This window comes from Pseudomonas parafulva, from assembly GCF_002021815.1.
In the GTDB taxonomy this organism is placed as follows: domain Bacteria; phylum Pseudomonadota; class Gammaproteobacteria; order Pseudomonadales; family Pseudomonadaceae; genus Aquipseudomonas; species Aquipseudomonas parafulva_B.
Genome location: NZ_CP019952.1, coordinates 3,097,865 through 3,111,035, shown reverse-complemented (window position 1 = coordinate 3,111,035; position 13,171 = coordinate 3,097,865). Strand labels below are relative to the sequence as shown.

Annotated in this window: 11 protein-coding genes; 2 read left to right on the top strand and 9 right to left on the bottom strand. The window is 62.2% G+C overall.

All coding sequences use genetic code 11. The annotated features are described in order from the left end of the window. Positions 1-82 precede the first annotated feature (82 nt). Genes B2J77_RS13835 through gcl form a run of 3 tightly spaced genes read right to left on the bottom strand, consistent with a single transcriptional unit; the run spans position 83 to position 3,627 of the window. Positions 83-976, bottom strand: a complete 894-nt coding sequence (locus B2J77_RS13835) for a 2-hydroxy-3-oxopropionate reductase (RefSeq protein ID WP_058639843.1) — start codon at positions 974-976, stop codon at positions 83-85. 43 nt (positions 977-1,019) lie between these two features. Then, on the bottom strand, positions 1,020-1,802 hold the full coding sequence (hyi, locus tag B2J77_RS13830) for a hydroxypyruvate isomerase (RefSeq protein WP_058639844.1): 783 nt from the start codon (positions 1,800-1,802) through the stop codon (positions 1,020-1,022). A 49-nt stretch (positions 1,803-1,851) separates the two neighbouring features. Continuing rightward, positions 1,852-3,627 (bottom strand): glyoxylate carboligase, encoded by a 1,776-nt coding sequence (gcl, locus tag B2J77_RS13825; protein WP_078478867.1) that lies wholly within the window; start codon positions 3,625-3,627, stop codon positions 1,852-1,854. A gap of 246 nt (positions 3,628-3,873) precedes the next feature. Between gcl and B2J77_RS13820 the strand changes: the two genes are divergently transcribed. After that, positions 3,874-4,314, top strand: a complete 441-nt coding sequence (locus B2J77_RS13820; RefSeq protein ID WP_078478866.1) for a GlcG/HbpS family heme-binding protein — start codon at positions 3,874-3,876, stop codon at positions 4,312-4,314. An 81-nt stretch (positions 4,315-4,395) separates the two neighbouring features. Here B2J77_RS13820 and B2J77_RS13815 read toward each other — a convergent pair whose 3' ends face one another. Together B2J77_RS13815 and poxB are read right to left on the bottom strand one after the other, a co-directional pair. Beyond that, positions 4,396-5,007, bottom strand: coding sequence for a TetR/AcrR family transcriptional regulator (locus tag B2J77_RS13815; RefSeq protein ID WP_078478865.1), 612 nt, complete (start codon positions 5,005-5,007; stop codon positions 4,396-4,398). Between the two features lie 268 nt (positions 5,008-5,275). Further along, positions 5,276-7,000 carry a ubiquinone-dependent pyruvate dehydrogenase gene (poxB, locus tag B2J77_RS13810; RefSeq protein WP_078478864.1) on the bottom strand — a complete coding sequence of 575 codons (1,725 nt, stop codon included), beginning with the start codon at positions 6,998-7,000 and terminating at the stop codon, positions 5,276-5,278. A 282-nt stretch (positions 7,001-7,282) separates the two neighbouring features. On the opposite strand from poxB, the gene B2J77_RS13805 reads away from it, so the two are divergent. Next, positions 7,283-8,203 (top strand): DUF808 domain-containing protein, encoded by a 921-nt coding sequence (locus B2J77_RS13805; RefSeq protein ID WP_078478863.1) that lies wholly within the window; start codon positions 7,283-7,285, stop codon positions 8,201-8,203. 53 nt (positions 8,204-8,256) lie between these two features. On the opposite strand, the gene B2J77_RS13800 is transcribed toward B2J77_RS13805, so the two are convergent. The 4 genes from B2J77_RS13800 to B2J77_RS13785 all read right to left on the bottom strand — a co-directional run bounded on the left by B2J77_RS13800 (position 8,257) and on the right by B2J77_RS13785 (position 13,141). Further along, positions 8,257-9,039: an outer membrane protein OmpK gene (locus tag B2J77_RS13800; protein ID WP_023535873.1), complete on the bottom strand. Its 783-nt coding sequence runs from the start codon at positions 9,037-9,039 to the stop codon at positions 8,257-8,259. A 354-nt stretch (positions 9,040-9,393) separates the two neighbouring features. Next, complete coding sequence (locus B2J77_RS13795) at positions 9,394-10,179, bottom strand: outer membrane protein OmpK (RefSeq protein WP_078478862.1); 786 nt, start codon at positions 10,177-10,179, stop codon at positions 9,394-9,396. 133 nt (positions 10,180-10,312) lie between these two features. Further along, positions 10,313-11,668: a nucleobase:cation symporter-2 family protein gene (locus B2J77_RS13790; RefSeq protein ID WP_023535929.1), complete on the bottom strand. Its 1,356-nt coding sequence runs from the start codon at positions 11,666-11,668 to the stop codon at positions 10,313-10,315. Between the two features lie 159 nt (positions 11,669-11,827). Then, positions 11,828-13,141, bottom strand: coding sequence for a urate hydroxylase PuuD (locus B2J77_RS13785; RefSeq protein WP_027915998.1), 1,314 nt, complete (start codon positions 13,139-13,141; stop codon positions 11,828-11,830). Positions 13,142-13,171: the final 30 nt, after the last annotated feature.

Genomic DNA, 13,171 nt, shown 5'->3' with positions numbered 1-13,171 from the left:
CCCTGGCTGTGCTCAGCCAAGGGGCGTAACAGGTGTGCCGGGTTACCGGCAGCAGGGCTGCAAGGCAGGCCCTGCGCTCGGATCAGCGGTCGTCGCGGATCGAGAAATTGGCCATGTGCTCCAGGCCCTTGATCAGCGCCGAGTGGTCCCAGTTGCCGCCACCCAGGGCCTGGCAGGTGTTGAACACTTGCTGGGCATTGGAAGTGTTAGGCAGGTTGATGCCCAGTTCCTTGGCGCCTTGCAGGGCCAGGTTAAGGTCCTTCTGGTGCAGGTTGATGCGGAAGCCTGGGTCGAAGGTGCCTTTGATCATGCGCTCGGCGTGCACTTCCAGAATTTTCGACGATGCGAAGCCGCCCATCAGTGCCTCGCGCACCTTGGCCGGGTCGGCGCCGTTCTTCGCGGCAAACAGCAACGCCTCGCTGACGGCCTGGATGTTCAGGGCGACGATGATCTGGTTGGCCACCTTCGCGGTCTGACCGTCACCATTGCCGCCTACCAGGGTGATGTTCTTGCCCATGCTCTGGAACAGCGGCAGGGCGCGCTCGAAGGCTTTTGGGCAGCCGCCGACCATGATGCTCAGGGTCGCGGCCTTGGCGCCCACTTCACCCCCGGACACCGGGGCATCAAGGTAGGTAGCGCCGGTGGCGTTGATCTTCTCGGCAAAGGCTTTGGTGGCAGTAGGGGAAATCGAACTCATGTCGATCACCACCTTGTTCGGGCCCACGCCCTGGGCAACGCCGTTGTCCCCGAACAGTACGCTGTCGACCTGTGGGGTGTCCGGGACCATGACGATGATGAACTCGGCTTCCTGGGCCACCTCCTTGGGGTTGGCCAGGGCCACGGCGCCGTCGGCGATCAGGTCGGCTGGAGCTGCATCGTGGTGGGTGGAGACGAACAGGCTGTGCCCTGCTTTTTGCAGGTTCTGGGCCATGGGCTTGCCCATGATGCCGGTGCCGATGAAACCGATTTTAGCCATCAGAAATTACCTCTTTTATCGTTGTTCGCGTTCCCGGTGGGATTCAGATCGCGTTGTGCGTTTTCAGCCAGCCCAAGCCCGCTTCGGTGGTGGTCTTGGGCTTGTATTCCGCGCCCACCCAGCCCTGGTAGCCGATGCGGTCCAGGTGCTCGAACAGGAAGCGGTAGTTGATCTCGCCAGTACCCGGCTCGTGACGGCCCGGGTTGTCGGCCAGCTGGATGTGGTTGATCGACTGCAGATTGGTTTCCATGGTGCGCGCCAGGTCACCTTCCATGATCTGCATGTGGTAGATGTCGTATTGCAGGAACAGGTTGTCGCTGCCCACTTCGGCCTGAATGGCCAATGCCTGCTCGGTGGTGTTGAGGTAGAAGCCCGGAATGTCGCGGGTGTTGATCATTTCCATGACCAGGCGAATACCGGCGGCCTGGAGCTTGTCGGCGGCATAGCGCAGGTTTTCCACGAAGGTCTTGCGCACGGTGGCGCAGTCCGGGCCGTCTGGGCGAATCCCAGCCAGGGCGTTGACCTGGGTGTTGCCCAGCACCTTGGCGTACTCGATGGCCTTGTCGACACCTGCACGGAATTCTTCGACGCGATCGGGGTGGCAGGTGATGCCACGCTCACCCTTGGACCAATCCCCCGCGGGAAGATTGAACAGCACCTGGGTCAGGCTGTGAGCCTTGAGCTGCGCCTGGATTTCGGCAGCGCTGAAATCGTAGGGGAACAGGTATTCGACACCACTGAAACCGGCGTCGGCGGCGGCCTTGAAGCGGGCCAGGAAGTCCTGCTCGGTGAACAGCATGGACAGGTTGGCAGCGAAGCGAGGCATGGTTGTCTCCTTGCGTTGAGAGCCCCGGGCCAGCCGGGGCGTCAGGCGATCAGTCCAGCAGCGAGATGGCGGTCGGCGCATCGTTGCCGACCAGGGCGAGGTCTTCGAACTCGTTGACCGCGTTGATCTCGGTGCCCATGGAAATGTTGGTAACCCGTTCAAGAATGATCTCGACCACGACCGGCACGCGGAACTGCTCGGCCATTTGCCGTGCTTTTAGCAGGGCAGGGGCGATGTCGGCCGGCTCGAATACCCGCAGGGCCTTGCAGCCCAGGCCTTCGACCACGGCGACGTGATCGACGCCATAGCTGGCAGCGTCGGTGGCGTTGATGTTCTCGAACGCCAGTTGTACACAGTAGTCCATGTCGAAACCACGCTGGGCCTGGCGAATCAGCCCCAGATAGGCGTTGTTCACCAGCACGTGGACGTAGGGCAGGTTGAACTGCGCCCCGACGGCCAGTTCTTCGATCATGAACTGGAAGTCGTAGTCGCCCGACAAGGCCACGACCTGGCGCGTGGGGTCGGCCTTGACAACACCCAGTGCCGCAGGGATGGTCCAGCCCAGTGGGCCGGCCTGGCCGCAGTTGATCCAGTGCCGTGGCTTGTACACGTGCAGGAACTGCGCACCGGCGATCTGCGACAGACCAATGGTGCTGACATAGCAGGTGTCCTTGCCGAACACCTGGTTCATCTCTTGGTACACGCGCTGGGGCTTGACCGGCACGTTGTCGAAATGGGTCTTGCGCTGCAGGCTGGCCTTGCGCTGCTGGCAGTCTTCAAGCCAGGCCTGGCGGCACTTGAGTTTGCCAGCGGCCTGCCATTCCCTGGCGACTTCCAGGAACACCTCCAGGGCCTTGCCGGCATCGGAAACGATCCCCAGGTCTGGGGTGAACACGCGACCGATTTGGGTCGGCTCGATATCCACATGCACGAATTTACGGCCTTCGGTGTACACGTCCACGGAACCGGTGTGGCGGTTGGCCCAGCGGTTGCCGATGCCCAGTACCAGGTCGGACTTGAGCAGGGTGGCGTTGCCATAGCGGTGGGAGGTTTGCAGGCCGACCATCCCGACCATCAGCGGGTGGTCATCCGGGATGGTGCCCCAGCCCATGAGCGTCGGGATCACTGGCACACCGGTCAATTCGGCGAATTCGACCAGTTTGTCGCTGGCGTCGGCGTTGATGATGCCGCCGCCTGCCACCAGCAAGGGCCGTTCGGCCTCGTTGAGCATGGCAAGGGCCTTTTCCGCCTGGACGCGCGTGGCGGAAGGCTTGTGCACGGGCAGCGGTTCATAGGCGTCGATGTCGAACTCGATTTCAGCCATCTGCACGTCGAATGGCAGGTCGATCAGTACCGGGCCGGGCCGGCCGCTGCGCATTTCGAAGAACGCTTTCTGGAACGCATACGGCACCTGGCCAGGCTCCAGCACGGTGGTTGCCCACTTGGTGACGGGCTTGACAATGCTGGTGATGTCCACGGCCTGGAAGTCCTCCTTATGCAGGCGGGAGCGTGGCGCCTGGCCAGTGATGCACAGGATCGGAATGGAGTCGGCACTGGCGCTGTAAAGGCCGGTGACCATGTCCGTGCCCGCCGGGCCGGAGGTGCCGATGCACACACCGATGTTGCCGGGGTTGGCACGGGTGTAGCCCTCTGCCATGTGCGAGGCGCCTTCGACGTGGCGAGCGAGGACGTGATCGATGCCACCCACTTTCTTCAGGGCTGAATACAACGGGTTGATGGCAGCCCCTGGGATGCCGAACGCAGTCACCACGCCTTCACGGCGCATGACCAGTACGGCTGCATCGATTGCTCTCATTTTGCTCATGATTTGTGCCTCATCGATTTTGTAATTGTATACAACCTGCGTTGCGATTCAGTGTATTCATGCTCAGGTGATCCGGTCAATGGGTTTTGATCGGGCAAGTCGATGCGGCCGTGAAATAGGGTGCTTGCGCTATCGAATACGATTGAATCTAAATATTGTATACAAAAATATTTTCGGTTGTGTTCTATTGCGGTATCGGTTTTCAACTGCCCTCAGGGCTTCTCACAATAAAAAGAGGACCTTCCCATGAATGCTTTGAACCTGAACCTGGCGCTGAGCCTGGTAAACGCCGCATTGGCTGCCGGGCGTACCATCCAGGCGGCGCCGCTGACGGTGGCGGTGCTCGATGCCGGTGGGCACTTGCTTGCCTTGCAGCGTGAAGACGGGGCGAGCCTGATCCGACCCGAGGTCGCCACGGGCAAAGCCTGGGGTGCGATAGCACTGGGCAAGGGCTCGCGTCTGCTGGCGCTGGATGCGCAGCAACGGCCGGCCTTCTTCGCCGCGCTCAACGGGTTGGGCGAACGGGCGGTCGTGCCGGCGCCAGGCGGTGTGCTGGTGCGTGATCAGGATGGGCGGGTGCTGGGGGCGGTGGGGATCAGCGGGGACACATCGGATATCGACGAGCAGTGTGCGATCAGTGCCATCGAGGCGCTGGGGCTGCGCGCCGATGCGGGCGCGGTGGCCTGACCCGCATCAACTGCCGTTGCTCGATGCCCCAGCCCCCAGAGGACCTGGGACGGGGCAGGGCAAACGGCAAGGCGGTACTGCTCAGGCCGGCTCGGGTTCGCAGCCTTTGAGCACCATGCGGATGATGGTTTCGGCCGCCGCGTCGTAGTCGCTGTCGGCCAGCTTGGCCTTGCCGGTCACTGCCGAGATCTGCCAGTCGAAATCAGCGTACGTCTGGGTTGCCGCCCAGATGCTGAACATCAGGTGATGCGCATCGACGTGGGCGATCTGGCCGCGGTCTATCCAGTGCTGGATGCACTCGATGTTGTGCCGCGCCTGCTCGTTGAGCTGTTCGACCTGGCTGGGCGACAAATGCGGGGCGCCGTGCATGATTTCGCTGGCGAACACCTTCGACGCATGGGGCAGGTCGCGGGAGATGCGGATCTTGGAGCGAATGTATGCGCTCAGCACCTCGCGAGGATCGCCATCGGCGTTGAACGGGGTGGAGGCCTGCATGATCGGCGCGATGATGCTTTCCAGCACCTCGCGGTACAGGTTGTCTTTGGACTTGAAGTAGTAGTAGACGTTGGGTTTGGGCAGGCCAGCCTTGGCGGCAATATCGCTGGTTTTGGTGGCTGCGAAGCCCTTGTCGGCGAATTCCTCGCTGGCCGCGCGCAGGATCAATTCCTTGTTGCGCTCGCGAATGGTGCTCATGGTCAGGGATTTTCCTCGTGTCAGGCCACCTCTAGGCTCTGTGTGAAAAGCCTTGATACTCGGTGATGCTGCGTTGAAAACAGCCTCGGAATGCTCATTTACAACCCGTAAACTCCGCTTCCTCGGCTGTTTTCGCCTTGCCTGACCTTCGTCTCAAGACTTTTCACACAGAGCCTAGGAGGCAGCCGGCATGGTAGCACCGTGCCCAAGGGCGGCTCAAGGCAGCGGCTTTGGGCAGGGCCTTTGCATCCAGTCGCGCGCGTGGGCGCTAGCGCAGCAGGTTGGTCTTCGCCAGGTCCAGCACTTCGTCGCCGCGCCCGCTCATCACTGCCTTGAGCATGTACAGGCTAAAGCCCTTGGCCTGCTCCAGCTTGATCGCCGGCGGCATGACCAGCTCTTGCGTGGCGGTGACCACATCGACCAGTACGGGGCCGTCGTGGTCCAGAGCACGGCGCAGGGCCTGCTCCAGGTCTTCGGAGCGCTCGACGCGAATGCCCAGAATGCCCATGGCATTGGACATGGCGGCGAAGTCGGGGTTGTGCAGGTCGGTGCCGGTATCCAGGTAACCGGCAGCCTTCATTTCCATGGCGACGAAGCCCAGTGACGCGTTATTGAACACCACCACCTTCACGGGCAGCTTGAGCTGGGCGAGCGAGATGAAGTCACCCATCAGCATGCTGAACCCACCGTCGCCACTCATCGAGATCACCTGGCGCCCCGGGAAGGCCGCCTGTGCGCCCATGGCCTGTGGCATGGCGTTGGCCATCGAGCCGTGGTTGAACGAGCCGACCAGGCGACGCTGGCCATTCATCTTCAGGTAACGCGCCGCCCAGACCGTGGGCGAACCGACGTCGGCGGTGAAGATCGCGTCTTCGCTGGCCAGTTCGCTGAGCAGGCGCGTGACGTATTGTGGGTGAATCGGCCGGTCACCCTTGGAGGGTACCGCCAGATCGTCCAGCCCCTGCCGCGCCTTGCTGTAGGCGTTGAGTGCATCATCCAGGAAGCGCCGATCGGTCTTGCGCGTCAGGCGTGGCAGCAAGGCGTTGAGGGTTTCGCCGACATCGGCAGCGATGCCCAGCGATAACGTGGCGCGTCGTCCCAGCGCTTGCGGATCACGGTCGACCTGCACGATCTTGGCGTCGTTTGGGAAAAACTGCCGGTAGGGGAAGTCGGTGCCCAGCATCACCAGCGTGTCGCAGCCGAGCATCGCGTGGTAACCGGAACTGAAGCCGATCAAGCCCGTCATGCCGACATCGAAGGGGTTGTCCCATTCCACATGCTCCTTGCCGCGCAACGCATGGACCACCGGTGCGCCGAGTGCATCGGCCAGGGCCACGACTTGGTCATGCGCACCGGCGCAGCCGCTGCCGCACAGCAGGGTCACCTTGTGGCTGTCCTGCAACAACTCGGTCAGGCGCTGCAGATCGACTTCCGTAGGCAGGATGCGTGGCTGCTGCAGGGAAGGCCAGGCCGCCGGTTTCTGCTCGACCTCTAGCAGCGATACGTCCCCGGGAATCACCACCACCGCCACACCGCGATTGAGGATGGCCGAGCGCATGGCCCGGTGCAGCACCTGCGGCATCTGCGCAGGGTTGCTGACCAGTTCGATGAAATGGCTGCATTCCTTGAACAGTTCTTGCGGATGGGTTTCCTGGAAGTAGTTCAGGCCAATCTCCGAGGAGGGGATCTGCGCGGCGATGGCCAGCACGGGCACCCGGTTGCGATGGCAGTCGAACAGGCCATTGATCAAGTGCAGGTTGCCCGGCCCGCAACTGCCAGCGCACACCGTCAACTCACCGGTGACCGCCGCCTCGGCACCGGCGGCGAAGGCGGCGACTTCCTCATGGCGCACGTGCATCCATTCGATGCTGTCCATGCTGCGCAGGGCGTCGGTCAGGCCATTGAGGCTGTCGCCGGTCAGGCCCCAGATCCGTTTGATACCGGCCTGTTCGAGGGTCGAGGCCAACTGCTGGGCCATGTTGAGCTTTGCCATGAATACTCCTAGTGCGAATGAAAGGACGTGATCGATGAGATAGAGACAGGCGCTTGGCCACGGCTGTTCGTTTGCGTCCATGAACGAATCGTCATGCGCGCTGCCCCGTGCCTGACGCTGCCCTGAACCTCCTCTGCTGCCGCAGGCCACCGCACACACGCCCGGCAGAACTGTTCAGCCACCGGCCGGTCTGTATGCCATCGTGATTGCCCTGGGAGCACGTCTGGCTATTCAGGCGTTTCAGGATGATGAAATCGCAAGCGTCTACTAAGGGTGAATGGAATGGCTGGCAGCAGTTTTTTTGCGTTGTTGGATGACATCGCGGCCCTGTTGGATGACATCTCGTTGATGACCAAGGTCGCGGCCAAGAAGTCGGCCAGCGTGCTGAGCGATGACTTGGCCGTTAACGCCGAGCAAGTGACGGGCATGAAGGCCGATCGCGAACTGCCGGTGGTATGGGCGGTATTCAAGGGCTCTCTAAAGAACAAGGCCATCCTGGTGCCCTGCGCCCTGATCCTCAGTGCAGTGCTGCCGGCAGCGGTCAAATGGCTGCTCATGGCCGGCGGCCTGTATCTGTGCTACGAGGGCTTCGAGGCGATCAAGGACAAGTTTTCTCGCAGCGAGCATGGCGCCAAGGCGCAAGGAAAAAAGGCGCTTCCCAAAACCCCCGAGGAACTGGCCGCGTATGAGCAACGCAAGATCAAAGGGGCGATCAAGACCGACTTCATTTTGAGCGCGGAGATCATCGTCATCACCCTCAACGTGGTGGCTGAGGCTGCGCTGTACCAGCAGATCCTGACCTTGGTTCTGATCGCCCTGGTCATGACGATGGGCGTCTATGGGCTGGTCGCTGGCATTGTGCGGCTGGACGACGCAGGCTTCGCCTTGGCGAAATCCAAGGCCCAGGGTATGTGGGGCCGTGCGGTCAGAAAGTTGGGTGAAGTGCTGGTGTCGGCCGCGCCTTTCCTGATGAAGGCGCTGTCCTGGATCGGAACGGTCGCGATGTTCTTGGTCGGCGGGACATTCATTGCCGAAGGCATTGCACCCCTGGAGCATGTCATCGAAGGCTGGGTTGCGCACAGCGGAAGCTGGGAAGCGGTTGCCAAGCACGTCGTGTTCGGGGTTGTCGGGGCTGTCGCCGGAGGCCTGACGGCACTGGTAGTCGGCGGATTCTCTTGGGTTCGCGCACGCGCGACCGGTTGAGCGACGACGCCTCGGCAAAGGGGCCGGCTCGCGGCCCCGCGATCATGCCGTGATCAGAACAGCACCTTGACCAGGAAGCTCATGGTGTTCTGGTCGGTGGTGAAGGCGCCGGAGTCCTTGATGCCGTACTTGTTCTTCCAATAGTCGTACTCAACACCCACGTACAGCTGCTTCTCGCCCAGGTGCATGGCTTTGCCCAGGTCATACTTGATCTGCGGGTTGAAGTGCAGGTTGGCGTGGTAGGTGCCACGGCGGTTTTCATCGTTGTCCACCACCCAGTCCATGAAGCCATCGATCAACACGTCGGAGGAGCCGACCGGGATGGTGTAGGCCCACACCGGGGTGATCTGCCAGACATTGTCGCCAGGGCGGCTGCCATCGGTGGTGCGCTGGTAGAAGTTCAGCTGGAAGTAGTCAAAGCCTGGGATGTCCAGGTCGAAGCCGGGGCCGATCAGGTAGGCTTCCGTGTCGCCCTCGCCAAACTCATAGGTCATGGCCAGCAGCACGTCCTTGACCGGGCCGAAGGACAGCTTCTGGTCGAAGATCTTGTTGAAAGACAGGCGCGGGCTGATTTCGCCGTAGTAGGTGTTGGGACCGTTGCCGGCGTCCTTCTGGCCTTGGTAGAAGATCTTGTCGACGAACAGGAAGTTATCGCCGTACTTCCAGCCGTCGGCGTGCTCGAAGGTCAGGGTCTGTTGGGTCGACGGGTTGACCTTGAAGTTCTTGCCCCACAGGTAGGTCAGGCTGTTGCTCTGCCACTGCAGCAGATCGCCGGCGAAGGTGGTGCCACAGGCCAGCAGGCCGCCGGCGAGGATCAGGCTGTTGATGGTACGCATTGCGGATGTCGCTCCCTTGGTTGATCTGTTGTCAGCGCTCGGTGTTGGCGCTTTTTCTGTCTTTTTAGTCAGCTTTTTTCGATGGGCCACAGCTGTCTGGCAAGGGTTGAGCCAACTTTCTCCCGGTTGGCGAAACCGTCCTGCTCGACGTCGTTCTGAACGGATGAAAAGGGTCTTTCAGGCTGGCAACACGTTGGCCAACCGCCCGAATTCATTGACTGAGCGGTCAGTAAACGCAGGCAGAATCCGTTCTGCCCTGATCGAGGGGGCGCGCAGATTACTGGCTTGCGCGCCTGGCCTCAAGTGCTCCGTCGTGGAGCATGGTGGAGCAAACCTGTGCATGTGGTCAGGTTGTCAGAAGTGTACCTTGATCAAGGCACTGGCCACGCTCTGATTGCTGTCCAGGGCGCCCCGGCTGTCGATGCCGTATTTGTCCTTCCAGTAGCTGTACTCCAAGCCCACGTACAGCTGCTTGTTGCCCAGGCTCAGCGCCTTGCCCAGGTCGTATTTCACCTGCGGGTTGAAGTGCAGGTTGGCGTGGTAGGTGCCCCGTCGGTTCTGGTCGTTGTCAGTCACCCAGTCCATATAGCCGTCTATCAGAATGTCGGACTTGCCCAGTGGCACCGTGTAGGACCAGGCGGGTGTGATCTGCCATACGTTGTCGCCGGGGCGGCTGCCTTCGGTATTGCGCACGTAGAAATTGAGCACGAAATAGTTGAAGCCTGGCACGTCGAGGTCAAAGCCTGGGCCGATCAGGTAGGCTTGATTGTCACCTTCGCCACGCTCGTAGGTCATGGCCAGCAGCACGTCCTTGACCGGGCCGAACGCGAGCTTGCGGTCGAGGATCTTGCCCAGCGAGAAACGAGGGCTGAACTCGCCGTAGTAGGTGGTCACCCCTTTGCCGGGGTCGGCCTTGCCGTTGTAGAAAATCTTGTCGACGAACAGGAAGGTGTCGCCGTATTTCCACTTGTTGGCGTGCTCGAACGTGAGCGTCTGCTGGATGCCAGGGTTGATCTTGAAATCCTTGCCGTACAGGTAGGTCAGGCTCTCGCCGTGCCATTGCAGCCATTGGCCGGCCTGGCTCGGTACGCTGGCCAGCAGGCTGGTGCCCAGCAACAAGGCTGTGGGGATGTGGTTCATGTGACAGCTCCCGGATGTTGTTCTTGTGGGTTGTCAGGCGCGTGCGCGCCCCGGGCGGCCCACGCGGGGTGGGCCGACGGCACAGCAGTGATTCAGGCGTAAAGCACGGGCGGGCAGGGCGCCGCCCGTTGGCTCAGTGGGGGTGGCAGGGCGCGTTGTGCGCCGCGCGGTCCGCGCCGCCGAGAATGTTGAACAGCACGTTGAGCACCAGTGCACTGACCGTGGCCATGGCGATGCCGCTATGGGTGATGGGCTCCATCCACTGGGGCATCTGAGCGAAGAATTCCGGCCGTACCACCGGGATCAGGCCGAAACCGACGCTGACCGCCACCAGCAACTGGTTGCGCCGATCCCCGATGTCCGCTTCCTGGAGGATCTTGATGCCAGTGGCAGTGACCATGCCGAACATGGCAATGGACGCGCCGCCGAGCACCGCTGGCGGAATCGAGGCGATCAGGTAGGCCGCCTTGGGGAGCAAGCTGAGCACCACCAGCAAGCCGCCGGCCACCACCGTGACGAAACGGCAGCGTACGCCGGTCATCTGCACCAGGCCGATGTTCTGGGCGAACGAGGAATGGGTGAAGGTGTTGAAAAAACCTGCGATGAAGGAAGCGCCAGCGTCGCACAGCAGCCCGCGGCGCAGCATGCCTGGGGTGACTTCGCGGTCGGTGACCTTGCCCAAGGCCAGGAACATGCCGGTGGACTCGACGAAGATGATCACCACCACCAGGCACATCGACAGGATCGGGGCCAGGCTGAAGGTGGGCATGCCAAAGTGCAGCGGGGTGACCACCTGCAACCAGGGCGTGGCCCCCAGGCCCGAGAGGTCGACCATGCCGATCGATCCCGCCAGCAGGTAACCCAGGCCCATCCCCACCAGCACCGACACGTTGACCCAGAAGCCCCGCATGAAACGGTTGATCAACAGAATCACTGCCAGCACCAGGCCGGCGACCAGCAGGTAGATCGGTGAGCCGAAGGTGGTCGCTTGCTGGCCGCCTCCGGCCCAGTTCACCGCCACGGGAAACAGCGACAGGCCGATGGACGTGATCACCGTGCCGGTCACCAGCGGCGGGAAAAACCTCACCACCTTGGACATGAAGGGCGCGACCAGCATGCCGAAGAAGCCTGCGGCAATGGTGGCCCCGAAGATACCCTGCAGGCCCACGCCGGGCATGCCGGCCATGGCCACCATGCTGCCAACGGCGGCAAAACTGGCCCCCATCATCACGGGCATGCGAATGCCCACCGGGCCGATGCCCAGCGATTGCACCAGGGTGGCGACCCCAGCGACCAGCAGGTCGGCGTTGATCAGAAAGGCGACTTCTTCGCGGGACAGGCCTGCGGCCTGGCCGATGATCAGCGGTACCGCGATGGCGCCACCGTACATCAGAAGCACATGTTGCAGGCCAACCAGAAAGAGCTGGAACAGGGGCAGGGGCTGTCGCGGCGGCGCTACCGGGATAGACGCCTTGGATGACTCGGACATGCAGCACCTCGAGTTTTGTTTTTATTCTCGGATCCAAGCGGCGGGCGAGCCCAAGGTTCAAGCGGCGATCTTCGACTTGAAGATCGCGTTGCTTTAAGCCTGGGCCAGCGCCTGCGCTCGATGCTTGCGTACGACGTTATGCGGTGTAGCCAATTGCGGTCAGTTGACAGGCGCGCCCTTGGCGATCCAGTCGCCTACCAGCTTGCGCTCTTCGGTGGTCATCTGGGTGATGTTGCCCAGCGGCATGATCTGGCTGGCAACCGCTTGCGCTTGGATGCGCGCGGCCTGGGCCTGGATCTGTTGCGGGGTGTCGAACATCACGCCACCTGGGGCGGCACTGAACAGTGGGCTGGTCGGCTTGGAGGAGTGGCACACGGTGCAGCGTTCCTGGATGACGTGGTGGATCTTCTCGAAGCTGTCACCGCCGGCCTGCGCCGTCGCCTCGGCCGGCACTGCCGGTTCGGCGGGCTTGGCCGCGTCTTCGGCGCGGCGTTCGGCCGCCGTCTTGCCGCCCACGGCCGTGGCTGGCAACGGCTGGTACTCGATCTTGGCAGCGGCCTGTTCCGGGCTGACCGGCATCGGCTTGGGACCTGTGACATAGGCCAGGCAGATCATGGCCAGGGCGCCGACCGGCAGCGTCCAGGCGTACTTGTTGCTGTCGTGGCGGGTGTTGAAGTAGTGACGGATCAACACCGCCGCCACTGCGATCCCCGCCAGGATCAGCCAGTTGTACTGGCTGCCGTAGGTGCTGGGGAAGTGGTTGCTGATCATGATGAACAGCACCGGCAGCGTGAAGTAGTTGTTGTGGCGTGAACGCAGCAGGCCCTTGGCCGGCAACACCGGGTCCGGGGTCTGGTTGTTCTCGATGGCAGCCACCAGCTGGCGCTGGGCCGGCATGATGATGCGGAACACGTTGCCGACCATGATGGTGCCGATGATCGCGCCCGTGTGCAGGTAGGCCCCACGGCCGCTGAACACCAGGCTGAAGCCCCAGCAGGCGGCAATGATCAGCACGAACAGCACCGCACCCAGCAGGGCAGGGCGCTTGCCCAGGGGCGAGTCGCAGAGAAAGTCGTAGACGAACCAGCCCACGACCAGCGACCCGATACCGATCGCCACGCCCTCGGCGCCGCTGAGGGTGCTGCCCGGTGCCAGCAGGTACAAGGTGGGGTTCCAGTAGAACACCACACACAGCAGGGCAATGCCGGACATCCAGGTGAAGTAGGCTTCCCATTTGAACCAGTGCAGGTTCTCGGGCATTTTCGGCGGGGCGAGCTTGTATTTTTCCAGGTGGTAAATACCACCGCCATGGATGGCCCAGAGGTCACCTGACAACCCATCGCGCGGGTTGCTTCGATTCAGGTGGTTTTCCAGCCAGACAAAGTAGAACGATGCACCGATCCAGGCCACGCCGGTGATCATGTGAACCCAGCGAATGCTCAGGTTCAGCCACTCGTGAAGGTGTGCTTCCACAGTATGTACCTCTTGCCGGTCACAGGCGCG

Bases quoted from the DNA above. Each gene is read 5' to 3' on its own strand.
- gcl (WP_078478867.1), bottom strand. From the start codon at position 3,627: ATGAGCAAAATGAGAGCAATCGATGCAGCCGTACTGGTCATGCGCCGT.
- poxB (WP_078478864.1), bottom strand. From the start codon at position 7,000: ATGGCAAAGCTCAACATGGCCCAGCAGTTGGCCTCGACCCTCGAACAG.
- B2J77_RS13800 (WP_023535873.1), bottom strand. From the start codon at position 9,039: ATGCGTACCATCAACAGCCTGATCCTCGCCGGCGGCCTGCTGGCCTGT.
- hyi (WP_058639844.1), bottom strand. From the start codon at position 1,802: ATGCCTCGCTTCGCTGCCAACCTGTCCATGCTGTTCACCGAGCAGGAC.
- B2J77_RS13815 (WP_078478865.1), bottom strand. From the start codon at position 5,007: ATGAGCACCATTCGCGAGCGCAACAAGGAATTGATCCTGCGCGCGGCC.
- B2J77_RS13820 (WP_078478866.1), top strand. From the start codon at position 3,874: ATGAATGCTTTGAACCTGAACCTGGCGCTGAGCCTGGTAAACGCCGCA.
- B2J77_RS13795 (WP_078478862.1), bottom strand. From the start codon at position 10,179: ATGAACCACATCCCCACAGCCTTGTTGCTGGGCACCAGCCTGCTGGCC.
- B2J77_RS13835 (WP_058639843.1), bottom strand. From the start codon at position 976: ATGGCTAAAATCGGTTTCATCGGCACCGGCATCATGGGCAAGCCCATG.
- B2J77_RS13805 (WP_078478863.1), top strand. From the start codon at position 7,283: ATGGCTGGCAGCAGTTTTTTTGCGTTGTTGGATGACATCGCGGCCCTG.
- B2J77_RS13790 (WP_023535929.1), bottom strand. From the start codon at position 11,668: ATGTCCGAGTCATCCAAGGCGTCTATCCCGGTAGCGCCGCCGCGACAG.